This window comes from Erwinia psychrophila (assembly GCF_039023475.1).
Taxonomy (GTDB): Bacteria; Pseudomonadota; Gammaproteobacteria; order Enterobacterales; family Enterobacteriaceae; genus Erwinia.
This window is the reverse complement of sequence record NZ_JBCHVB010000005.1, coordinates 77,015-98,767: the sequence shown is the minus strand read 5'-3', so window position 1 is coordinate 98,767 and position 21,753 is coordinate 77,015. Positions and strand designations below refer to the sequence as shown.

Annotated in this window: 21 protein-coding genes and 1 riboswitch; of the genes, 12 read left to right on the top strand and 9 right to left on the bottom strand. The window is 57.6% G+C overall.

Annotation, left to right across the window (positions count from 1 at the left end; genetic code table 11):
- Positions 1–107: 107 nt before the first annotated feature.
- Positions 108–323 (bottom strand): 30S ribosomal protein S21, encoded by a 216-nt coding sequence (rpsU, locus tag AAH446_RS13555; protein WP_001144069.1) that lies wholly within the window; start codon positions 321–323, stop codon positions 108–110.
- 298 nt (positions 324–621) lie between these two features.
- Between rpsU and tsaD the strand changes: the two genes are divergently transcribed.
- Positions 622–1,644 carry a tRNA (adenosine(37)-N6)-threonylcarbamoyltransferase complex transferase subunit TsaD gene (gene tsaD, locus AAH446_RS13550; RefSeq protein ID WP_342907217.1) on the top strand — a complete coding sequence of 341 codons (1,023 nt, stop codon included), beginning with the start codon at positions 622–624 and terminating at the stop codon, positions 1,642–1,644.
- Positions 1,645–1,870: 226 nt separating this feature from the next.
- Here tsaD and plsY read toward each other — a convergent pair whose 3' ends face one another.
- Positions 1,871–2,488, bottom strand: coding sequence for a glycerol-3-phosphate 1-O-acyltransferase PlsY (gene plsY, locus AAH446_RS13545; RefSeq protein WP_342907216.1), 618 nt, complete (start codon positions 2,486–2,488; stop codon positions 1,871–1,873).
- Positions 2,489–2,595: 107 nt separating this feature from the next.
- Here plsY and folB point away from each other — a divergent pair, with 107 nt between their 5' ends.
- Positions 2,596–2,955: a bifunctional dihydroneopterin aldolase/7,8-dihydroneopterin epimerase gene (folB, locus tag AAH446_RS13540; protein ID WP_342907215.1), complete on the top strand. Its 360-nt coding sequence runs from the start codon at positions 2,596–2,598 to the stop codon at positions 2,953–2,955.
- 110 nt (positions 2,956–3,065) lie between these two features.
- Positions 3,066–3,911: an undecaprenyl-diphosphate phosphatase gene (gene bacA, locus AAH446_RS13535; RefSeq protein ID WP_463322815.1), complete on the top strand. Its 846-nt coding sequence runs from the start codon at positions 3,066–3,068 to the stop codon at positions 3,909–3,911.
- Positions 3,912–3,956: 45 nt separating this feature from the next.
- On the opposite strand, the gene AAH446_RS13530 is transcribed toward bacA, so the two are convergent.
- A complete protein-coding gene (locus AAH446_RS13530) occupies positions 3,957–5,189 on the bottom strand; it encodes a multifunctional CCA addition/repair protein (protein WP_342907213.1) in 1,233 nt (410 codons plus the stop codon).
- Positions 5,190–5,329: 140 nt separating this feature from the next.
- Positions 5,330–5,950, bottom strand: a complete 621-nt coding sequence (locus AAH446_RS13525) for a TIGR04211 family SH3 domain-containing protein (RefSeq protein ID WP_342907212.1) — start codon at positions 5,948–5,950, stop codon at positions 5,330–5,332.
- Between the two features lie 305 nt (positions 5,951–6,255).
- Between AAH446_RS13525 and AAH446_RS13520 the strand changes: the two genes are divergently transcribed.
- From AAH446_RS13520 to hldE, 3 genes are all read left to right on the top strand, one after another.
- Complete coding sequence (locus tag AAH446_RS13520; protein WP_342907211.1) at positions 6,256–7,560, top strand: CYTH and CHAD domain-containing protein; 1,305 nt, start codon at positions 6,256–6,258, stop codon at positions 7,558–7,560.
- A gap of 71 nt (positions 7,561–7,631) precedes the next feature.
- A complete protein-coding gene (gene glnE, locus AAH446_RS13515; RefSeq protein ID WP_342907210.1) occupies positions 7,632–10,475 on the top strand; it encodes a bifunctional [glutamate--ammonia ligase]-adenylyl-L-tyrosine phosphorylase/[glutamate--ammonia-ligase] adenylyltransferase in 2,844 nt (947 codons plus the stop codon).
- 124 nt (positions 10,476–10,599) lie between these two features.
- Positions 10,600–12,027, top strand: a complete 1,428-nt coding sequence (gene hldE / locus AAH446_RS13510; protein ID WP_342907209.1) for a bifunctional D-glycero-beta-D-manno-heptose-7-phosphate kinase/D-glycero-beta-D-manno-heptose 1-phosphate adenylyltransferase HldE — start codon at positions 10,600–10,602, stop codon at positions 12,025–12,027.
- 74 nt (positions 12,028–12,101) lie between these two features.
- Here hldE and ubiK read toward each other — a convergent pair whose 3' ends face one another.
- Positions 12,102–12,455 carry a ubiquinone biosynthesis accessory factor UbiK gene (gene ubiK, locus AAH446_RS13505; RefSeq protein ID WP_342907395.1) on the bottom strand — a complete coding sequence of 118 codons (354 nt, stop codon included), beginning with the start codon at positions 12,453–12,455 and terminating at the stop codon, positions 12,102–12,104.
- 205 nt (positions 12,456–12,660) lie between these two features.
- Positions 12,661–12,813, top strand: a riboswitch (FMN riboswitch).
- Positions 12,814–12,920: 107 nt separating this feature from the next.
- Here ubiK and ribB point away from each other — a divergent pair.
- The gene (gene ribB, locus AAH446_RS13500; RefSeq protein ID WP_342907208.1) at positions 12,921–13,577 is read left to right on the top strand and encodes a 3,4-dihydroxy-2-butanone-4-phosphate synthase; all 657 of its coding nucleotides are present in this window, start codon (positions 12,921–12,923) and stop codon (positions 13,575–13,577) included.
- A 106-nt stretch (positions 13,578–13,683) separates the two neighbouring features.
- Here ribB and zupT read toward each other — a convergent pair whose 3' ends face one another.
- On the bottom strand, positions 13,684–14,451 hold the full coding sequence (zupT, locus tag AAH446_RS13495; protein WP_342907207.1) for a zinc transporter ZupT: 768 nt from the start codon (positions 14,449–14,451) through the stop codon (positions 13,684–13,686).
- A gap of 192 nt (positions 14,452–14,643) precedes the next feature.
- Between zupT and ygiD the strand changes: the two genes are divergently transcribed.
- A complete protein-coding gene (ygiD, locus tag AAH446_RS13490) occupies positions 14,644–15,429 on the top strand; it encodes a 4,5-DOPA-extradiol-dioxygenase (protein WP_342907206.1) in 786 nt (261 codons plus the stop codon).
- Positions 15,430–15,518: 89 nt separating this feature from the next.
- On the opposite strand, the gene AAH446_RS13485 is transcribed toward ygiD, so the two are convergent.
- From AAH446_RS13485 to tolC, 3 genes are all read right to left on the bottom strand, one after another.
- Positions 15,519–16,679: a glutathionylspermidine synthase family protein gene (locus AAH446_RS13485; RefSeq protein WP_342907205.1), complete on the bottom strand. Its 1,161-nt coding sequence runs from the start codon at positions 16,677–16,679 to the stop codon at positions 15,519–15,521.
- 6 nt (positions 16,680–16,685) lie between these two features.
- Positions 16,686–17,354, bottom strand: coding sequence for a DUF1190 family protein (locus tag AAH446_RS13480; RefSeq protein WP_342907204.1), 669 nt, complete (start codon positions 17,352–17,354; stop codon positions 16,686–16,688).
- A gap of 143 nt (positions 17,355–17,497) precedes the next feature.
- Positions 17,498–18,982: an outer membrane channel protein TolC gene (gene tolC, locus AAH446_RS13475; protein ID WP_342907203.1), complete on the bottom strand. Its 1,485-nt coding sequence runs from the start codon at positions 18,980–18,982 to the stop codon at positions 17,498–17,500.
- 214 nt (positions 18,983–19,196) lie between these two features.
- Here tolC and nudF point away from each other — a divergent pair, with 214 nt between their 5' ends.
- The 4 genes from nudF to yqiA are packed head-to-tail and all read left to right on the top strand — an operon-like array spanning position 19,197 to position 21,714.
- The gene (gene nudF, locus AAH446_RS13470; RefSeq protein ID WP_342907202.1) at positions 19,197–19,832 is read left to right on the top strand and encodes an ADP-ribose diphosphatase; all 636 of its coding nucleotides are present in this window, start codon (positions 19,197–19,199) and stop codon (positions 19,830–19,832) included.
- Complete coding sequence (locus AAH446_RS13465; RefSeq protein WP_024966834.1) at positions 19,829–20,254, top strand: DUF1249 family protein; 426 nt, start codon at positions 19,829–19,831, stop codon at positions 20,252–20,254. The genes nudF and AAH446_RS13465 overlap by 4 nt, the downstream gene beginning before the upstream one ends.
- 47 nt (positions 20,255–20,301) lie before the next feature.
- Positions 20,302–21,129: a 3',5'-cyclic-AMP phosphodiesterase gene (gene cpdA / locus AAH446_RS13460; protein WP_342907201.1), complete on the top strand. Its 828-nt coding sequence runs from the start codon at positions 20,302–20,304 to the stop codon at positions 21,127–21,129.
- 3 nt (positions 21,130–21,132) lie between these two features.
- Complete coding sequence (yqiA, locus tag AAH446_RS13455; RefSeq protein WP_342907200.1) at positions 21,133–21,714, top strand: esterase YqiA; 582 nt, start codon at positions 21,133–21,135, stop codon at positions 21,712–21,714.
- Positions 21,715–21,753 lie beyond the last annotated feature (39 nt).

Here is a 21,753-nt window from a genome sequence, read left to right as displayed (position 1 = left end):
TTTCACTGTGGCTCATAAACGGCAACAAGCCGCGCATTCCTTTCGGAAAGCACGGCCTTTATAACTACTTACTTGTCTGTGAAGCGTAAGGGCGAACCCTTAAGGTATTAGTACAGACGAGTGCGGCGTGCGTTTTCGCGAGCCAGTTTCTTCGCGTGGCGTTTTACTGCTGACGCTTTAGCGCGCTTGCGTTCGGTCGTTGGTTTTTCATAAAACTCACGACGACGAACTTCAGCCAGAACGCCTGCTTTCTCGCATGAACGCTTGAAGCGACGCAGTGCTACGTCGAACGGCTCGTTTTCACGTACTTTAATTACCGGCATGTAACTCTCACCTCGATAAATTCGGTTTGCTGGGCTCAAAGCCAGCTCATTTCAAAATGGTGCGGAATTTTACTCCAACACAGGCTGCGTTGTAAAGCACCATAGCGTAATCTCACCAACAGATGCGCCTGTGCCACTGCCGGTATTTTCAGGCCGGAGAGTATACATCAATCCACCCGCCCCCGGCGAAAAAATTTTCTCCTTTTGCATCAGTCATCTGGCTGTAGCACCGGAAAATTGCCGCGCCCGCCCTGGCCTTCGTGCTACACTGCGCGCCGCAAGAATGAGGTAAAAAGTCATGCGTGTGCTTGGAATTGAAACATCCTGCGATGAAACCGGTATTGCCATTTACGACGATGCGGCCGGGCTTCTCGCTAATCAGCTATACAGTCAGGTGAAACTGCATGCCGACTACGGCGGCGTGGTGCCTGAACTGGCCTCGCGCGATCACGTGCGAAAAACCGTGCCCTTAATTCAGGCGGCGATCGCCGAGGCGGGACTTAAGGCGCAGGATATCGACGCCGTTGCCTACACGGCAGGTCCCGGCCTGGTCGGTGCGCTGCTGGTGGGCGCAACGGTTGGCCGTGCGCTGGCCTTTGCCTGGGACGTGCCGGCCATCCCCGTGCACCATATGGAAGGGCACCTGCTGGCACCGATGCTGGAAGAGACGCCGCCTGAGTTTCCGTTTGTCGCGCTGCTGGTATCGGGCGGTCATACGCAGCTTATCAGCGTCACCGCCATTGGCGAGTACAGCCTGCTGGGAGAGTCGATTGACGATGCCGCAGGTGAGGCGTTCGACAAAACCGCCAAGCTGCTGGGACTCGATTATCCCGGCGGGCCGATGCTGTCAACAATGGCGCAGCAGGGCGTCGAGAAGCGTTTTGTCTTTCCAAGGCCGATGACCGATCGTCCGGGGCTGGATTTCAGCTTTTCCGGGCTGAAGACCTTTGCGGCAAATACCATCCGCAACAACAGCGATGATGAGCAGACGCGGGCGGATATCGCCCGTGCCTTCGAAGATGCCGTGGTGGATACGCTCGCCATCAAGTGCAAACGCGCCCTGGAGCAGACCGGCTTTAAGCGGCTGGTTATCGCTGGCGGCGTCAGCGCGAACCGTACGCTGAGAGCGAAAATGGCGGCGGTAATGAAAGCGCGTGGTGGCGAAGTTTTCTATGCGCGTCCTGAGTTCTGCACCGACAATGGCGCGATGATCGCCTATGCGGGCATGGTCAGAATGAAGGGCGGTACGCGGGGGGAGCTGAGCGTCACCGTGCGGCCACGCTGGCCGCTGGCGGAACTTTCGCCGCTGCAAAACGGCTAAAAAAAGCCGGTGCCGGAAGGTGCCGGCTTTTTTAATTTCCCCTGTAAAAGCCCCTCAGGTCAGTACCTTTTGACGATAACGGATACCGTGGCCCGGACCCCTCTCCCGCACTATCGTGACTTTGCTGGCTCACTTCCGGTCAGAATCAGGCTGGTCACAGAAACGAAATTAAAGCGTTCCTCAGCGGGCATGTTTTATCAGGTGGCTTTAAAGGCATCTCTGGCCGTTAAGAGGACTTTTTACCGGTTTTCGCTTTCTTCTTTTTCCAGATCTTCATCTCCTGCCCGCGCCATAAGCGCTGGATATTATCGTGATGGCGCAGGAGCACCAGACAGGAGAGCATCGCCACCGGAAAGGTGAGCTGGGGCTTAAACCACCAGACGTAAAATGGCGCGATCAGCGCGCTGACGATGGCGCCCAGCGACGAGTAGCCGCTGAGCAGCACGGTCAGGAGCCAGGTGCCGGTCATCAGCCCGGTCAGATCCCAGCCGATAGGAGCAATCGCCCCGAACGCCGTCGCCACGCCTTTGCCGCCTTTAAAATGGAAAAAGAGAGGGTAAATATGGCCAAGGCAGGCCGCGATAGCGATAAGGCCGAGGTAGAAGGGGGAAACGCCGTAACGGTACGCCAGCCAGACCGGCAGCATACCTTTTAAAATATCGAAGATCAGAACCGCAGCAGCAGGGAGTTTACCGCCGATGCGCAGGACATTGGTGGCGCCGGGATTGCCTGAACCATTCAGGCGCGGGTCCGGTAATCTGAACAGTCGGCAAACCAAAATCGCGCTGGAAATGGAGCCGCACAGATACGCGAAAATGATCATACCAAGCGCGAATACACTCATAACACCGTTCCGTTTTGTGGGGGTCGTTTTATTCTGGTCATCAGTGGATAATACGCATAAACCACAGCAAGTGGTATCCGGCAACCACAAAAACAGAGACAGACATCATGGATATCGTATTTATTGAACAACTCACGGTTATCACCACCATCGGCGTGTATGACTGGGAACAGACCATTAAGCAGAAGCTGGTGTTCGATGTCGAAATGGCCTGGGATAACCGTACAGCGGCGGCCAGCGACGACGTTAACGACTGCCTGAGCTATGCCGACGTCTCTGACGCCATTATTAATCATGTCGCCAACGGGAAATTTGCCCTGGTCGAACGCGTGGCGGAAGAAGTGGCCACGCTGCTGCTGACCCGGTTCAATTCGCCGTGGGTACGAATCAAGCTGAGCAAGCCCGGCGCCGTGGCGCAGGCGAAACAGGTAGGTGTGATTATAGAACGAGGGACTAATCCGAAATAAACCCATTGTGATTGCCATCACGGTGAAACCAAACGACATTATGGTCTGTCTTAGGGTGGCCTGATTTAACGGGGCACAATTTGGCGGTGGCGTTCGCGACCGCCTTTTTAATGATTTTTATACTAGGGGTAGATTTGATGGCAGATATTCATCAGCTATGGGTGGCGGCAATCCTTGGCATTGTTGAGGGCTTAACGGAATTCCTTCCCGTCTCCTCCACCGGGCACATGATCATTGTCGGTCATCTGTTGGGGTTTGAAGGGGCTAAAGCGAATACTTTCGAAGTGGTTATTCAGCTTGGATCGATTTTAGCCGTCGTGGTGATGTTCTGGCGTCGTCTTTTTGGCCTTATCGGCATTCATTTTGGCAAAGTGCCGCATGAAGGCACCGGTAAAGGGCATCTGACGCTGATTCATATCCTGCTGGGCATGATCCCGGCCGTTGTGGTGGGGCTGGTTTTCCACGATGCGATTAAATCCCTGTTTAACCCCATCAACGTGATGTATGCGCTGATTGTCGGCGGTGTGCTGCTGCTGGCAGCCGAATACCTGAAGCCAAAACAGCCTAAAGCGGTGGGCATTGATGATATGACCTACCGTCAGGCTTTCGTCATTGGCTGCTTCCAGTGCCTGGCGCTATGGCCGGGCTTCTCGCGCTCGGGCGCCACCATTTCAGGCGGGATGCTGATGGGCGTGAGCCGCTATGCCGCTTCCGAGTTCTCATTTATCCTGGCGGTGCCGATGATGATGGGCGCGACGGTGCTGGACCTTTATAAAAGCGCGGGTTTCCTGACCATGGCAGACTTTCCGATGTTTGCCGTTGGCTTTATCACGGCCTTTATCGTGGCGCTGATTGCCATTAAGGTCTTCCTGAAACTGATCCAGCGTATCTCGTTCGTGCCCTTTGCAATTTATCGCTTTATTGTTGCTGCCATCGTTTACATGGTGTTTGTCTGATCGGGTAATAATGAGGGCTGGCGGGTTTCCCGGCCAGCCCCACAATCACTGAGTAAGCTGTTCTTCCTGCCACTGACCCAGTGCGGCAATCCTTCTGCGTGTTAACTCTTCCCTGACTTCTGCCCCTTTGTACCCCGCCGCGACGACCTCTTTGGTCGATACGTTCAGCACGATTTCAAACGCCTTACGCAGATAGTCGCCCTGCGGATAGGCATTATTTTCGAATCCGGTCCGGCCACGTGCATCCGCTTCGCTGGTCAGGGCGATTTGTTCAATGCGCTGCGGCTTGCGCCAGGCATCGAGTCGATCGAATAAGGCCACCAGCGCTTCGGCAGGCTGCCGGCCAATAGTATGCACCAGGTCATGAAATTCCGTTACCAGCAGCGCCAGATCGCGAATAGCATTGGGCACGCGAAGGCGCTGACACACCCCTTCAACCAGCGGAACGCCGGCGGGGCCGTGACCGTGATGGCTGGGCCATTTTTCCGGCGGAGTCAGCCCCTTGCCGACATCGTGAAACAGCGTTGCAAAACGAACCGCAACATCGTCGCTAAGCTGGGCAGCGATGGTCAGCGTCATCAGCGTATGCACGCCGGTATCAATTTCGGGATGCCATTTCGCCGGCGCGGGCACGCCATACAGGTTATCCAGCTCCGGAAACAGGACGGCCAGCGCGCCGCAGTCGCGCAGCACCTGAAAATAGACCTGGGGAGACTGGGTTTGCAGCGCCCGCTCGGTCTCTTTCCAGACCCGCTCTGCGGTCAGCGTATCCAGCTCGCCGCTGGCGGCCATCGAGCGCATCAGCGCCAGGGTTTCATCCGCCACGCTGAACCCCAGATGGGCGAAACGTGCGGCAAAACGCGCCACGCGGAGAACGCGCAGGGGATCTTCATTAAACGCCGCAGAGACGTGGCGAAGCTGGCGGTGTTTAATATCCTTCTGACCGTTGAAAGGGTCGACAAGGTGGCCGCTTTCATCCTGCGCGATGGCATTAACGGTAAGATCGCGGCGCTGTAGGTCCTCCTCCAGCGTCACATCGGGCGCGGAATAGCAGACAAAGCCGGTATAGCCGCTGCCGTTTTTACGCTCCGTGCGGGCCAGCGCATACTCTTCGTGCGTGACGGGATGCAGAAATACCGGGAAATCCCGGCCTACCTGTTCATAACCTTCGCTGAGCATCAGATCGGGGGTGGCGCCCACCACGACCCAGTCTTTATCTTTGACCGGCAGATTCAGCAGGGCATCGCGTACCGCGCCACCTACAAGGTAAGTCTTCACTACTGCGCTCCTGAGTTTGTCGTTTCTTTTATCATACGTGAAGTGTCAGCGGAGGCCCAATTTTGCGCGGTAATGGCCGCTTTATGGCACCCATGCCAAAAAGGGCATCAATGGATGCCCTGAGAGAAGAAATAAGAAGATCAGTTCATCCAGCGATCTTTTTTCTTGCGGCTGGGGATCATGTGCGGCAACAGCAGACCAAGCAGCAGGCCCACGCCCGCCACGCCGCCGCCATACATAAACCACTGCATAATGATGGTGCGCTGCTTATCGTCCAGCTGCACGTTGGCAGCGTTCACTTTTTTCTGCGCGACGATCAGTTCATTCTTCAGCTTCTGATTTTCGGCCTTCAGGTTGTTGATCGCGGCGTCGCTGCCGGCCACTTTTTTCTGCATCTCAGCCGTGCGCTGATTCCAGCTGTTGTCAATATTGGCGAGCTTGCCGGTCAGGTCTTGCACCTGCTGCTCAAGCTGGGGCACGCGGGTGCGCAGGCTTGGCTGTTCGCTGAGCTGCGCCAGCGGGATCCAGGTCGTGCGGTCATTGGCATCCCGGATCTGACCATATTTTGTATTTTCGTTGGTCTGAAGCAGCGTGACTTCTTCACCGGCGTTTAAGGTGCCCACCAGGCGATAACCGTCGCTGGGGCCGCTGCGGACATAGGTCGAAAGCTCGTCTGAAATGTAGCGTTTTTCTTCGGCGTGAACGGCGGTTGCTACGCTAACTGTCAGTAAAGTGAGGCCAATAAGGTGAGTTTTTTTCATTCGATGTCTTTATTTACGTCAATGCTGGGGAAAAAAAGTAATGGCACAGTCTGGAGGCGCCTCGCAGAAAGCTGAATGAGAACTATCCTGGTCTCGGGACGGTGCGGGCCGCTATGCGAAAGCACAAGAAAGCCGAGACAGCCGGGGCAATTCTGCATTACTCTTCACGTCATATCTGGCTGAAAGAGACCTCGTCCGGCACTGCGTTTTTTTACGCCTGAGGGCGAAAAAAACGGCGCTAACGGCGAGGAAAATCACGCCTTACTCCCATTTTACCGTACCGGTAACGTTCAGATTAAGAAAATATGACCATGGAAATCGAGTTAAAGTTCATCGCTACTGACGAGGCGACGGAAAAATTGCCCGGCAGGCTTGCCGCCTGGCCTCATCAGCACACCCCACCGCAGAAGCTGACCAACATCTATTTTGAGACGGCGGAGCGCCAGCTGCGTCGCTGGGATATGGGGCTGCGCATTCGCGGCTTCGGCGACAGCTATGAGATGACGCTGAAGACGGCGGGGCAGAGCGTGGGCGGTCTGCACCAGCGTCCGGAATATAATGTGCCCCTGGAGAAGCCTGAGCTGGCGCTTGAGACGCTGCCTGCTGACATCTGGCCGGCAGGTACCGATCCGGCGGCGCTACAGCAGCAGCTCGCCCCGCTGTTCAGCACGCATTTTATGCGTGAAAAGTGGGTGGTTACTTACCTGAACAGCCAGATTGAAGTCGCGCTGGACAAGGGGGAAGTCAGCGCGGGTGAACAGAGCGAAATTCTCAGGGAGATTGAGCTGGAGCTGAAAAGCGGCGAGCGCGACGATCTGCTGGCCTTCGCCGCTGAACTGCGCACGCTGGGCGGTCTGCGCCTCGGCAGCCTGAGCAAGGCGGCGCGGGGCTACGTGCTGGCGCAGGGTAACGCGCCGCGCGAACTGCATCCGCTACCGGTAATGAAGATAAAGCCGAAGGCGACGGTAGAAGAAGGCATGCAGGCTGCTTTTACGCTGGCGCTGAACCAGTGGCAGTATCATGAAGAGCTGTGGCTGCGTGGTAATACTCAGGCGCTGCATGAGATCCGTCAGGCGCTGGAAACGCTGCGTCAGGCCTTCTCGCTGTTTGGCGCGCTGGTGCCGCGTAAAGCCAGCAGCGACCTTCGTCAGCGGCTGACCGAACTGGAAGAGGCCCTGCTGGCAGAGGATCTGCAGGCGGAGGCGATCTGTTTCAGCCCGCTCTCTCTGCATACCCAGTTAGCACTTACTGACTGGCTGGCCGCCGGGCGCTGGCGCGCCTTTATTGACGCTAAAGCGGATGCCAAACTTCAGGGCTCCTATAAGCGCTTCTGCGACATTATGCTGGGCCGCCTGTCTGCCGATCTGAAAGAGACCTTCGGGCGCGTGCACCTGCTGAACGAATATCAGGATAAGCTGACCCGCTTACACCGTCAGCTGATCGCCGCACATCTGCTTGCCGGTGCGTACGATCCGGCAGCGGTATCGGCCTGGTTTGCCGACTGGCAGCAGCTGGCTCAGGCCATTGAGACCAGGCAGGAGAGCTGGCTGGATGCACACTGTCGCCAGGCCCAGAAGCATCCGGCGTTCTGGAAAAACGGTAGCGTCTGAACCCCTGCCGTGCGGCCACAGAGGCTGGCGTCCGGTATCCGATCTCATTAAGCCTTAATCAGGGAGTGTTTATGTTGCCAATGCCCTCGCAGATTCTGCCGCCACTGCTGGCGGAGAAGGCCAGCCAGCTACCACAGGATCTGGGTGAATTAACGCACACCGAGCGATCCGTGCTGGCCTTCAGCGATTTTATCAGCGAAAACCTGACGCGCCATCCCGAATGGTTGCAGAGGGTGCGGCAGGACGCGCCGCACCCTGATGAATGGCAGCATTATGAAAGCCGGTTACAGGCGCGGCTGGCGACGGTGGGCGATGAAAATGCGCTGATGCGCGAGCTACGGCTGTTTCGTCGCGAGCAGCTGACGCGCATCGCCTGGATACAGGCGCTGGCAACCGGCAGCACCCCCGCGACGCTGAAAATGCTGAGCGTGCTGGCGGAAACTCTGATTGTGGCGGCGAGAGACTGGCTATGGCAGGCGTGCTGCCGCGAGTTCGGTACGCCGGTCAACGCGGCCGGCGAGCCGCAGCCGCTGCTGATCCTGGGCATGGGGAAGCTTGGCGGCGGCGAACTCAACTTCTCTTCGGACATCGATCTTATCTTTACCTGGCCGGAGAACGGCACCACCCAGGGCGGCAGGCGGGAGCTGGATAACGCCCAGTTCTTTACCCGACTGGGACAGCGGCTGATTAAAGTGCTGGATCAGCCTACCGCAGAAGGGTTTGTCTACCGCGTGGATATGCGGCTGCGCCCCTTTGGCGACAGCGGGCCGCTGGTGCTCAGCTTTGCCGCGCTGGAAGATTATTACCAGGAGCAGGGGCGCGACTGGGAGCGTTATGCGATGGTAAAGGCGCGGCTGATGGGCGATCGCGACGACCACTGGAGCCAGGAGCTACAGCAGATGCTCCGGCCTTTTGTCTATCGCCGCTACATCGACTTCAGCGTGATCCAGTCCCTGCGCAATATGAAAAGCATGATTGCCCGCGAGGTGCGGCGGCGCGGCCTGACTGACAATATTAAGCTCGGCGCGGGCGGCATCCGCGAAACCGAATTTATTGTGCAGGTGTTCCAGCTGATCCGCGGCGGCCGTGAACGGGCGCTTCAGCAGCGCTCGCTGCAGCTGACGCTGAAGGCCATTGAGGAACTCAATCTTCTGCCACAGGATCAGGTTACGCAGCTCGGCGACGCCTGGCTGTTTCTCCGGCGGCTGGAGAACCTGCTGCAAAGTATTAATGACGAACAGACGCAAAAGCTGCCGACGGATGAGCTGGACCGCGCGCGACTGGCCTGGGCAATGGGATGCGAGGCCTGGCCCGATCTCTACCGGCAGCTTGAGCAGCATATGGCGGCTGTCCGGGCAATCTTCGACGAGCTGATCGGGGATGACACGCCGGAAGCGGGTGAAAATAAGGAGTCCGAAGAGTATGGCGTGCTCTGGCAGGATCGGCTGGAGGAGGCGGAGCTTGCCCCACTGGTGCCGCATCTGGAGACGCCCGCCCGCCAGCAGCTGCTCCGGGCCATTACCGACTTCCGTCAGGATGTGGATAAGCGCACCATCGGTCCCCGCGGTCGTCAGGCGCTGGATCAGCTGATGCCGCGCCTGCTGAGCGAAGTCTGTCCTAGAGAGGATGCGGCGGTGACGCTTGGCCGCCTGACGCCGCTGCTGCTTAGCGTGGTCACCCGCACAACCTATCTGGAGCTGCTGACCGAATATCATGGCGCGCTCAGGCATCTGATCCGGCTGTGCGCGGCGTCGCCGATGGTTGCCGCGCAGCTGGCACGCTATCCGCTCCTGCTGGATGAGCTGCTGGACCCGGCGACGCTCTATCAGCCCACCGCGACCGATGCCTATCGCGATGAACTCCGCCAGTATCTGCTGCGCATTCCTGAAGAGGATGAGGAGCAGCAGCTGGAGGCGCTACGCCAGTTCAAACAGGCGCAGCATCTGCGCATCGCAGCGGCGGATATTGCCGGTACCTTGCCGGTGATGAAGGTCAGCGATCATCTGACCTGGCTGGCCGAGGCGATCGTCGAGCAGGTGGTTCAGCAGGCCTGGCATATGATGGTGGCGCGCTACGGTCAGCCTTCGCACCTGACCGGCGCTCAGGACCGGGGATTTGCCGTGGTCGGCTACGGCAAGCTTGGGGGCTGGGAGCTGGGCTACAGCTCCGATCTCGATCTGGTTTTCCTGCATGACTGCCCGGCCGAGGCGGTGACGCTGGGCGAGCGGAGCATCGACGGGCGGCAGTTCTATCTCAGGCTGGCCCAGCGCATTATTCACCTGTTCAGTACCCGTACCTCGTCAGGCATTCTTTATGAGGTCGATGCCCGGCTGCGGCCTTCCGGCTCCGCCGGGATGCTGGTCAGTACCTTTGAGGCCTTTGATGACTACCAGCGCCAGGAAGCCTGGACGTGGGAGCATCAGGCGCTGGTACGCACCCGTATCATCTTTGGCGAAACGGCGCTACGCCAGCGCTTTGATGCGATCCGGCGCGGCATTTTATGCCTGCCGAGGGCGGCGGAGACGCTGAAAACCGAGGTGCGTGAGATGCGTGAGAAAATGCGTGCGCATCTTGGCAACAAGCATAAAGAGCGCTGGGATATTAAAGCGGACAGCGGCGGCATCACCGACATTGAATTCATCACGCAGTATCTGGTGTTACGCTATGCGGCTTCAGAACCTGAACTGACGCGCTGGTCCGATAACGTGCGCATCCTCGCGCTGCTGGCTGAGGGGGGGCGTATTGACGCGGAAGAGGCGCAGGCGCTGACGCAGGCCTACGTCACCCTGCGTGACGAGCTGCATCATCTGGCGCTACAGGCGTTGCCCGGTCATGTGCCTGCGACCGCCTTTGCCCGCGAGCAGGCCGTGGTGAATGCGAGCTGGCAGCGCTGGTTCGGCGACCCGGAGCGATAAGACCTCAGTATGCTGCGCGTCTCCCTGAGGGGCCGTTCGCAAACAGAACGGGGAAATGTGCGCGGTCAGCAGCTTATGCTATTATCGCGCGCACTAATTTTGACTTAGGCCAGGAGTGTCTGGAATGAAAATTACGCTGCCCGATTTTAACCGTGCGGGTGTTCTGGTTGTTGGCGACGTGATGCTGGATCGCTACTGGTACGGCCCAACCAGCCGCATCTCTCCTGAAGCGCCGGTACCGGTGGTGAAGGTGGATAACGTAGAGGAGCGCCCTGGCGGCGCGGCTAACGTGGCGATGAACATTGCGTCGCTGGGCGCGGCGGCTCGTCTGGTGGGCCTGACCGGCAACGACGACGCGGCGCGCGCGCTGGATGCCTCCCTGAGCGGCGTTAACGTGCAGTGTGATTTTGTCTCCGTCTCCACCCATCCTACTATCACCAAGCTGCGCATCCTCTCCCGTAATCAGCAGCTGATCCGTCTGGATTTCGAAGAGGGCTTTGAGGGTGTTGATCCTGAGCCGCTTCATCAGCGTATTTTGCAGGCGCTGCCCGCTTGCGGTGCGCTGGTGCTCTCCGACTATGCGAAAGGCGCGCTGGCGAGCGTGCAGACGATGATCAAGCTCGCCCGTCAGGCCAATGTCCCGGTGCTGGTGGATCCCAAAGGCACCGACTTCGAACGCTACCGCGGCGCGACGATCCTGACGCCTAACCTTTCTGAATTTGAAGCCGTGGCAGGGAAGTGTCATGACGAGGCGGAGATCGTTTCACGCGGTATGGCGCTGATGCAGCAGTTTGAACTCTCTGCGCTGCTGGTCACCCGCTCAGAAAATGGCATGACGCTGCTTCAGCCGGGCAAGGCGCCTTTCCATCTGCCGACCCAGGCGCAGGAAGTGTACGACGTGACCGGGGCTGGCGACACGGTGATCGGCGTGCTGGCATCGGCGCTGGCGGCAGGGAACACGCTGGAAGAGAGCTGTTTTCTGGCGAACGCGGCGGCGGGTGTCGTGGTGGGCAAGCTGGGGACCTCCACTGTCTCCACGGTTGAGCTGGAAAACGCCATCCGCGCTCGTCCGGAGTCGGGCTTTGGCGTGATGAATGAAGAGCAGCTTATCGCCGCCGTGGCGCTGGCCAGACAGCGTGGCGAAAAGGTGGTGATGACCAATGGTTGCTTCGACATTCTGCATGCCGGTCATGTTTCCTACCTGGCGAACGCCCGCAAGCTTGGCGATCGCCTGATCGTGGCCGTCAACAGCGACGCCTCCACCAAACGGCTGAAAGGCGAAAGCCGCCCGGTGAACCCGCTGGTTAACCGGATGATTGTGCTGGGCGCGCTGGAAGCGGTGGACTGGGTTGTGGCCTTTGAAGAAGATACGCCACAGCGTCTGATCGCCAGCGTATTGCCGGATCTGCTGGTGAAGGGCGGCGACTACAAGCCGGAAGATATCGCGGGCAGTAAAGAGGTATGGGCAAACGGCGGCGAAGTGCGCGTTCTCAACTTTGAAGATGGCATCTCGACCAGCAACATCATCAAAGCGATTCAGTCGAAAGCCTGATAACGTAAAACTGCACCCAAAATAAACCTCTGGGGTTACCGTTTTGAGGTGCAGTCATCGCGAAAAAAAGGAAATTACTCCTTTTCTTCCGAAGCGATCGGCGCTGCTGGCGTGACCGGGGCTGTCGGCGCTGCTGGCGTTACCGGCGCTGCCGCAGTTACCGGCGCTGTCGGGGCGGTCGTCACCGGACCACGGCTCTCCAGTTCGGCAATACGCTGTTCCAGCGTTGCCAGTTTTTCACGGGTGCGCAGCAGTACCTGCGTCTGAACATCAAACTCTTCCCGGTTCACCAGATCCAGACGCGTCAGCTGAGACTGCAAGGTCTGACGGATTTTTTTCTCGACGTCATCACCAAACTCGCGGATGCCTTTTGGCATAGATTCATGAACCTGACGGGCGAGTTGTTCAATTTTTTTGGGATCGATCATGGCGGCTTCCTGATAGCGGCAAAGTTTCTGTAAGTGTAATGCCATAACCTGAAAGGATAAACCCGAAAACGCCAAAGCGGCAAAATGGTGAGGATATCGCTCTTTTTGTCCGTTGCCCTGGTCTTTTATCGGCGCTATATTAGTCGGTGAATCGCCATCATGCGCGTACCCTGGTTCAGCCACAGTGGCGATTCACAAACTCTATGTTTATTCTCAGGGCGGGGCGAAATTCCCCACCGGCGGTAAATCGGCGCTGTGCCGAAAGCCCGCGAGCGCTTCAGGCCGTCCGGTCTGAAGGTCAGCAGATCCGGTGTGACTCCGGGGCCGACGGTTAAAGTCCGGATGGGAGAGAGTGACGTATCCTGCCGGGTCGTGGTGCCCGCTTGCCGTTATTTTTTGTCGTTGAATGACACTCCTAAGCATGCCCTGATTCTGGTAACCCATACATATAAAGGTTTATTTACCATGAATCAGACGCTACTTTCTGAATTTGGCACGCCGGAACAGCGCGTGGAACAGGCGATTGCTGCGCTGCGGGATGGCCGTGGCGTGATGGTGCTGGACGATGAAGATCGTGAAAACGAAGGTGATATGATCTTCGCAGCCGAAACGATGACCGTTGAACAGATGGCGCTGACTATTCGCCACGGCAGCGGTATCGTCTGCCTCTGTCTGACTGACGAACGTCGTCTGCAGCTGGATCTGCCAATGATGGTTGAGAACAACACCAGCTCTTTTGGCACGGGCTTTACCGTGACCATCGAAGCTGCCGAAGGCGTGACGACCGGCGTGTCGGCGCAGGATCGTCTCACCACCATCCGTACCGCCATTGCCGATAACGCAAAGCCTGCCGATCTCAACCGTCCGGGCCACGTTTTCCCTCTGCGCGCCCGCGACGGCGGTGTACTGGCCCGCGGTGGTCACACTGAAGCGACCATCGATCTGGTGACGCTTGCCGGCTTCAAACCCGCAGGCGTTCTCTGCGAACTGACCAATGACGACGGCACCATGGCGCATGCGCCGGAAGCGATCGTCTTTGCAAAGCAGCATAATATGCCGGTGGTCACCATTGAAGATCTGGTGGCGTACCGCCGCAGCCACGAAGCTCTCCAGGCAAGCTGAAGCCAGGCTTAGCGGAATAAAAACCGGGCGTTGTCGTCCGGTTTTTTATTGCGTGTAGTCCGGGGCCGCAGGGTAAGGCGGCCCGTCAGGATAGCTATGCCGCGCTTCAGCTCAGGCCGCTGCTCTGTAACAGCGTCAGGCTCAGTCCCATCACCGCCATGCCGCAGAGAACGCCATAGCTGGGATTGTTATGCGGATCGACCTCCCGCGCCAGTGGCATCAGCTCATCGACGGAAAGGGCGACCATAATCCCCGCTACCGCAGCCATAACGGCGCCCATCACCACCGGTGACAGTATCGGGCCAAGGATCAGAAACGCCATCACGCCGCCCAGAATCTCGGCCATCCCGGAAATGCCCGCCCAGAAAAGCGCTTTGCGCTTGGAACCGGTAGCGGCATACATCGGCCCGGCCACGGCCAGCCCTTCGGGGATATTATGGATAGCCACGGCCAGCGCGATGCCCAGTCCCAGCTCCAGATCGCTGCTGGCGGTGACATACGTCGCCACGCCTTCCGGAAAGTTATGCAGGCTGATCCCGAGCGTAAGCAGAATCGCGGTGCGGCGCAGGTTATGTGACGGCATGGCGGGCGCCATCAGATCCTGGGGATGCTGGTGCGGTAGCAGCCGGTCAAGCGCGAAGTAGCCCAGCAGGCCCACCACAAACATGCCGTAGCCCAGTACGGGTGACATTCCTTCCGTATGCAGCGCGGCGGGAAGCATCTCCATCAGTGAGATAAGCAGCATAATGCCCGCCGCAAAGCCGAGCGCAAAAGCCAGCAGGCGGTTGGAGGGCTTTCGCCCGATAATCCCTAAAAAAGCGCCGATAAAAGTAGCGCCTCCTGCAAACAGGGTCAGTAGCAACGGCACGGACATGGTCTTCTCCCGGACGAAGAAAAAAGTATAGCCTTTGCTATAAATTAGCAGAAATTTTGACCCCGTTGCGTAAAGAAATGTCGGTCAGACCATCAAATTTCCTGACGATCTTCATCATGCTTATCCGGGTTCTTCATGGCGTAAAAGCGCGTAATCTGACGCTTATTACCTCTAACCCCCTGGAAAATCACCATGAGTCACACTCTTATGCCAGCGCTTTTTCTGGGCCACGGCAGCCCGATGAACGTGCTGGAAGAGAATACCTTCACTGAAACCTGGCGAAAATTAGGCGAAACCCTGCCACGACCAAAAGCGATTGTGGCGATTTCCGCGCACTGGTATGGCCCGGAGACGGCGGTAACGGCGATGGCGCAGCCGCGAACCATTCACGACTTTGGCGCTTTCCCGCAGGCGCTGTTCGATACACGCTATCCCGCGCCAGGCTCGCCTGAAGTTGCGGCACAAATCGCGGAGCTGCTTTCGCCGGTGGAGGTGCGACTCGATCGGGCGTGGGGGCTTGATCACGGCTCATGGGGCGTGCTGATTAAGATGTACCCGGAAGCGGATATTCCGGTCGTGCAGCTGAGCGTGGACAGCAGGCAGTCACCAGCCTGGCACTTTGCCCTGGGGCGTAAACTCGCCGCGCTGCGTGAGCAGGGAATAATGATCGTCGCCAGCGGTAACGTGGTACACAATCTGCGCATGGTGCGCTGGCAGGACACCCAGGAACCTTACGCATGGGCCCGTTCCTTTAACCAGTACGTGCGCGACAATCTGGCATGGCAGGGGCCGGTGGAACAGCATCCGCTGGTCAATTTCATGCAGCATGAGGGCGCGGCGCTGTCGAATCCGACGCCGGAACACTATCTGCCGCTGCTTTACGTGCTTGGTGCGCGAAGAGAAGATGAAGTGGTTTCGGTGCCCGTCGATGGCCTGATAATGGCCTCACTGAGCATGCTGTCGGTACAGGTTGGCTGACGGAGGCGATGACCATTAAGCCGCGCGGAAGATGAAAAGTCTGAGTCCTTGCAGGCTGGCGGCAGCGATGAACCACCGCCAGCAAACCCTTATTCGATAAAGGTGTGAGGATAGAAACGGGAGAGATCCTGAGTGATCAGCGCACGATCTTCGCGCAGGCCGATACCGGCAGGCTGATCGTCTATCAGCCAGCTGCCGATCACCGTATAGCTGTCGCCAAATTTCGGCAGCGGATGGAACTGCTGCACAATCATCCCCTCTTCACCATAAGGGCCGTCAACGTGGGCGATCTCCTGACCGTTTTCCATGATGCGGATATTGGCACCTTCCCGTGAAAACAGCGGCTTGATGACGTACTTATCCATCGCCGGCACGTTGTCTTCAGCAAACCAGGCCGGCAGCAGATTGGGGTGATTCGGGAACATCTCCCATAGCATCGGCAGCAGCGCTTTATTAGAGATAATGCTTTTCCAGGCCGGTTCCAGCCAGCGTACGCCGGCGTCTTCCAGCTTTGTGGAGAAAATCTCCCGCAGCATAAATTCCCAGGGATAGAGCTTGAACAGGTTACCGATTACCTGATCATGCACGTCGGTAAACTGGCCCCGTTCACCCAGGCCAATCTCATCAATGAACAGAAATTCGCTGGGCAGGCCCGCTTCGGTCGCGCAGTCCTGAAGATACTGCACCGTACCGCGATCTTCATCGGTGTCGCGGCAGCAGGCGAAATGTATCCAGCTGAAGCCGTGCTGCTGATGCAGCGCCGCGAAACGGTCGATCAGCTTCTCCTGGAGACTGTTGAACTGATCGCTGTTGGTGGGCAGGTTACCGGCCTTTAGCTGATCTTCCAGCCAGATCCACTGAAAGAAAGCCGCTTCATACAGTGAGGTTGGCGTATCCGCATTATTTTCCAGCAGCTTGGCATCTGTCTGACCATCCCAGGCCAGATCGAGACGTGAATAGAGCGACGGCTGGCTGGTTTTCCAGGAAGCGCGGACAAAGTCCCAGGTATGTCTGGGAATGCGGAATTTGGTCAGCAGCGCTTCGCTGTTGACCACTTTCTCCACCACCTGTAAGCACATCTGGTGCAGCTCGCTGGTGACATCCTCCAGCGTTTCCACCTGTTGCAGCGTGAACTGGTAATAAGCATCCTCGCACCAGTAAGGCTCACCGTGCATGGTATGAAAGCGGAAACCGTATTCGCTCGCCTTTGCCTGCCAGTCAGGACGTTCAGCTATGGGTAATCGCTTCATTACCCGTCAGCCTCCGTAAGAGCGGCTGCTGCCGGAGGCGGCGCTGCTGCGCTGCATGCTGGTCTGTTTTGCCACGCTTTCGCCAAAGCCGCCGCGGGTAACGGTGCTGGTGGTCGCCGGTTTAGGCGCCAGCGCCGTTTTCGGTACGGTCATGGTGCGGCCTGAGGCGGCGTTACCAAAGCTTTTACCGCTCGCATCGACGAATTTGCCGTTAGCCGGGCTGCCCGGGGCGCGCGAGGTAAACAGCGGCTGCTGAGCGAAGCCCGCGCCGCCGCCCATCATGCGGCCCATCATGTAACCCGCCATCAACGGCATCCAGAAGCTGCCGCTCTGCTGAGTTTCAGCATTAGTGCTGCCCACGCCGGCCTGTGCTGGCGCCTGCTGGCACTGACCTTCACCGAATTCCGCCACACAGTCTTCGCGGGTGGCGTATTTAGGAGCCGTTTTCACCGCTTCTTTTTGCGCATTGTTATACGCGGTCGTGCACTGTTCGCTTTTGCCAGGATTGGCGCTGGTGCAGTCATCCGCGTTCTGGTAAAGCGAAACGGTTTCGTCGGTTTTCTCGCAGCCGGCAAGCATAAATACCGCCGTGACCGCGAGGGCGACCGGAGTGAGATGGCGCGCGCTCCAGTTCTTGCGAAAGGAGGCATGATTAATCTGTTTAGTCCGTTTCATCGCGTTCAGTCTCGTGCTCAAAGTTATGACATAGCATAGGGGAAAGGCGATGAAAAATGAAGCGATGGAAGGCGGTGGGGCGGGGATCTTTACCGGACTATACCTTAAGTTGTGAAGGGGCAGCGCAGGCTGCCCCTCTGCCATTAATTACCGAAAGGATTATTTCCGGAACGGGCTGGCGCACTGTTTTCTACTGCCGGGGTGGCGCGCATCTGCGCAGGGGCGGAAACCCGCTGACCGTTGTCTACTGAAGCGTTCTGTTCAGGCGTCTCCGGCGCGACCGCTTCCGGCGACGTCGGGATTTCCTTGCCGAGGCGGCCGTTCAGCGCCAGCAGGTCCTGCTCGTTCAGCGTACCGAGAGCCGATTTAATATTCAGCTCATTAATCATGTAGTTATAGCGGGCATCAGAAAGCTGCTGCCTGGCGTTGAACAGCGTGGTGGTCGCATCCAGCACATCAACGATGGTGCGTGTACCGACCTGATAGCCAGCTTCCATCGCATCAAGGGAGCTCTGCGCAGAGACGACAGCCTGCTTGTAGGCATCGATACTGCTGATGGAGGCGTTCACGTTGTTAAACGAAGAGCGAACGGTACGCACGGCACTGCGGTGCGCGCTTTCCAGCTGTTCACTGGCAGAGACGTAAGCGTACTGCGCCTGCTTAACCTGTGAGGTCACCAGGCCACCGTTGTAAAGCGGCAGTGAGAAGCTCAGGCCCACCTGGTTATTACCGGTGATATTGTCAGCGTTGCCGCCGGTTTGACCGGCGCGACTGCCGCTATATTTGTTGTTAGACATCCCGGTAGAGGCTGTCAGATCCAGCGTTGGCATATGGCCGGTTTCTGAATAGCGGATCTGCTCGCGCGCCAGGTCCTGAGAGAGGCGTGCGGAAAGCAGATCAAGGTTACGGCTTTCCGCCTCCTTGAGCAGCACGTTGACCGGCTGTGGTCGCGTTGTTTCAAAACGGTCAACGTTCAGCGAGGCCAGGCTCGGATAATAATGGCCGGTAACCTGACGTAGGGTTTCTACGTTGTTATCCAGCGTGTTGCGCGCGGCCACTTCGTTTGCCAGTACGTTATCGTACTGCGCCCGGGCGTTCTGCACGTCGGTAATAGCGACCAGGCCCACGTTGAAGCGCTGGGTAGTTTGATCGAGCTGACGGTAAATAGACTGCTTCTGCGCTTCAATGTAGGAGAGCGTGTCGATCGCATTCAGCACGTTGAAATAGGCCGTAGCCGTATTCAGGATCAGCGTCTGCTGGGCAGACTGATAGGTGATATCCTGAATGCCGGCGCTTTTTTCCTGCAGCGTCAGAGAGCGCCACTTAGACATATCAAAGAGCGTCTGGGTCAGCTGAAGCGAGCCGCTGGTGGTATTGGAATTCACACCACTGCTGTCACGATACCCGTTGTTATAGGTATAATCAGCACCGAGGCCAAGCTGCGGCAGTAACGGGCTGCGGGCTTCATTAATTTTCTCAAACGCGGCGTCGCGATCGGCTGCAGAACTGCGTAAATCCGGGTTTGATAACCTGGCCTGCTGGTAAATTTGCACCAGGTTCTCTGCCTGACTGCCGACGCTGAAGCCGCCCAGGCTCAGGCCGATAAGTAAAGGGAGCAGTTTCTTCATTTGCATTCCTTGTAGTGCAGCAAAATTGCTATGGTAGCGCTGACGTAAGCCAAAAAATAATCGCCGATTCTAACAGACCAGGCGGAAAAGATAAGGTGGCTGAAAGTGCCATGTGGCCTTAATTTACGTAAAAAATTCATTAAGAACCAGACTCCCGGCGGATTTGGCACTACCTTTTCCGTTTTTGCCACCCTCAACCCCAACGAGGTTTCTTATGGAAGGCGATAAACAATTTCCAGTGACTTTCACCAAAAACGATGTAGAAATTATTGCACGAGAGTCGCTTTATAGTGGTTTTTTTTCACTCACACGTTACCGTTTCCGGCATCGGTTATTTAACGGTGAGATGAGTCGCGAAGTCGTAAGAGAAGTTTTCGAGCGCGGGCATGCTGCGGTGCTGCTACCCTATGACCCGGTTAATGACGAAGTGGTGCTGATTGAGCAAATCCGCATTCCCGCCTTTGACAGCAGCCCAACCCCGTGGCTGTTAGAATTAGTAGCCGGGATCATCGAACCCGGCGAGTCGCCGGAGGACGTGGTCCGGCGTGAAGCAGTAGAAGAAGCCGGCATCGTTCCGGGACGCGTGAAGCCGGTGATGAACTATCTGGCGAGTCCGGGTGGCACCAGCGAAAGGCTGGCGATTCTGGTGGGAGAAGTGGATGCCCGCGTGGCGCAGGGAAACCACGGTCTGGAGGATGAGAATGAGGACATTCTTGTCCATGTGGTGAGTCGGGAACAGGCTTACCGGTGGGTGGAAGAGGGAAAAATTGATAACGCGGCCTCGGTCATTGCGCTGCAATGGCTTGAGCTGCACCATGAAATGCTACGAGAAGAGTGGAAACCCGAATGACTAAGCGCTACGTACCTGATTTTCCAGAAATGATGCGGATCTGCGAAACCAATTTCGCCCAGCTGCGTCGCCTGCTGCCCAAAGAAGATCGGGCGGGAGAGTCAGTGACGTACCAGGTGAATGGGGCCAGCTACAAAGTCACCATTGAAGAGTCAACGCGCTACACGACGCTGGTCGAGATCAGGCAGACCGCTCCGGCCGTCAGCTACTGGAGCCTGCCCGCCATGTCGGTCAGGCTTTACCATGATGCGATGGTGGCGGAAGTGTGTTCAACTCAGCAGATATTTCGTTTCAAAGCGCGCTATGATTACCCTAATAAAAAACTTCATCAGCGTGATGAAAAGCATCAGATAAACCAGTTTCTGGCAGACTGGTTGCGCTACTGTTTAGCGCACGGCGCGATGGCCGTTCCTGTTTGTTGAGCGCCCGACGACACATGTTGAGATGGCGTTAACCCTAAGGACTTTGATTGGATAGCCTGTTAAAACTTCCTGTCGCGAGTGGGTCGAAGGCCAGGATTTTACAGATCACGGACACCCACCTTTTTGCCGGTAAAGATGAAACGCTGCTGGGCGTGAACACCTGGGCCAGCTTTGACGCGGTGCTGGAGGCGATAGCGGCCACGCCCCGTCAGTATGATTTGATCGTCGCCACCGGCGATCTGGCTCAGGATCATACGGTAGAAGCCTATCAGCATTTTGCTGAGGGTATAGCTCGCCTGCCGGCACCCTGCGTCTGGCTGCCGGGAAACCACGACTTTCAGCCGACCATGTTCAGCGCGCTGGCCGAGGCGCAAATCGCCAATCAGAAACACGTTCTGGTCGGTGAGCGCTGGCAAATCGTGCTGCTGGACAGTCAGGTCTTTGGCGTCCCGTTCGGCGAGCTGAGCGAGTTTCAGCTGGAGTGGCTGGATAAAACGCTGGCTGCCTACCCGGAGCGGCACACGCTGGTCCTGCTGCATCACCATCCTCTGCCTTCCGGCTGCACCTGGCTTGACCAGCACAGCCTGCGCAATTCACATATGCTGGAGGCGGTTCTGCAGCGCTATCCGCTGGCCACTACCCTGATTTGTGGGCATATCCATCAGGATCTCGATCTCAACTGGAACGGCCGCCGCCTGCTGGCCACGCCTTCAACCTGCGTCCAGTTCAAACCGCACTGCACCAGCTTTACCATCGATTCTGAAACGCCGGGCTGGCGCTGGCTCGATCTTCACGAGGATGGCCGGGTGGAAACGGAAGTGGGGCGCCTGAAAACGCGCGCCTTCAGTCCCGATCTGGATTCCGAAGGATATTGATCGATGGCGACGCTGCTTTATCTGCACGGTTTTAACAGTTCGCCCCGTTCGGCCAAGGCGTCCCAGTTCGGTCAGTGGCTGACGAAGCACCATCCTGAGATCCATTTCCTGGTGCCGCAGCTGCCCGTCTGGCCTGCCGAAACCGCCGCGCTGCTCGAAGATATTGTGATGTCCGCTTCCGGCGAACCGCTGGGTATCGTGGGCTCTTCGCTGGGCGGTTATTATGCTACCTGGCTCTCGCAATGTTTTATGCTGCCCGCCGTGGTGGTCAATCCCGCCGTCAGGCCATTTGAGCTGCTGACGGATTATCTGGGCGACAACGAGAACCCATACACCGGTCAGCAATATGTGTTAGAGTCTCGCCACATTTACGATCTGAAAGTGATGCAGATTGACCCGTTAGAATCGCCGGATCTGCTCTGGCTGATCCAGCAAACGGGCGATGAAGTGCTCGATTACCGCCAGGCCCAGGGCTACTACCATGCCTGCCGTCAGACGGTAGAAGAGGGCGGCAATCACGCTTTTATCGGATTCGAGCGCCATTTCTCCCCGATCCTCGACTTTCTGGGCCTGTCAGGCACCTGATAGCCGGCAGCGGAGAGTGGCCATTCATTTTAGCCACCA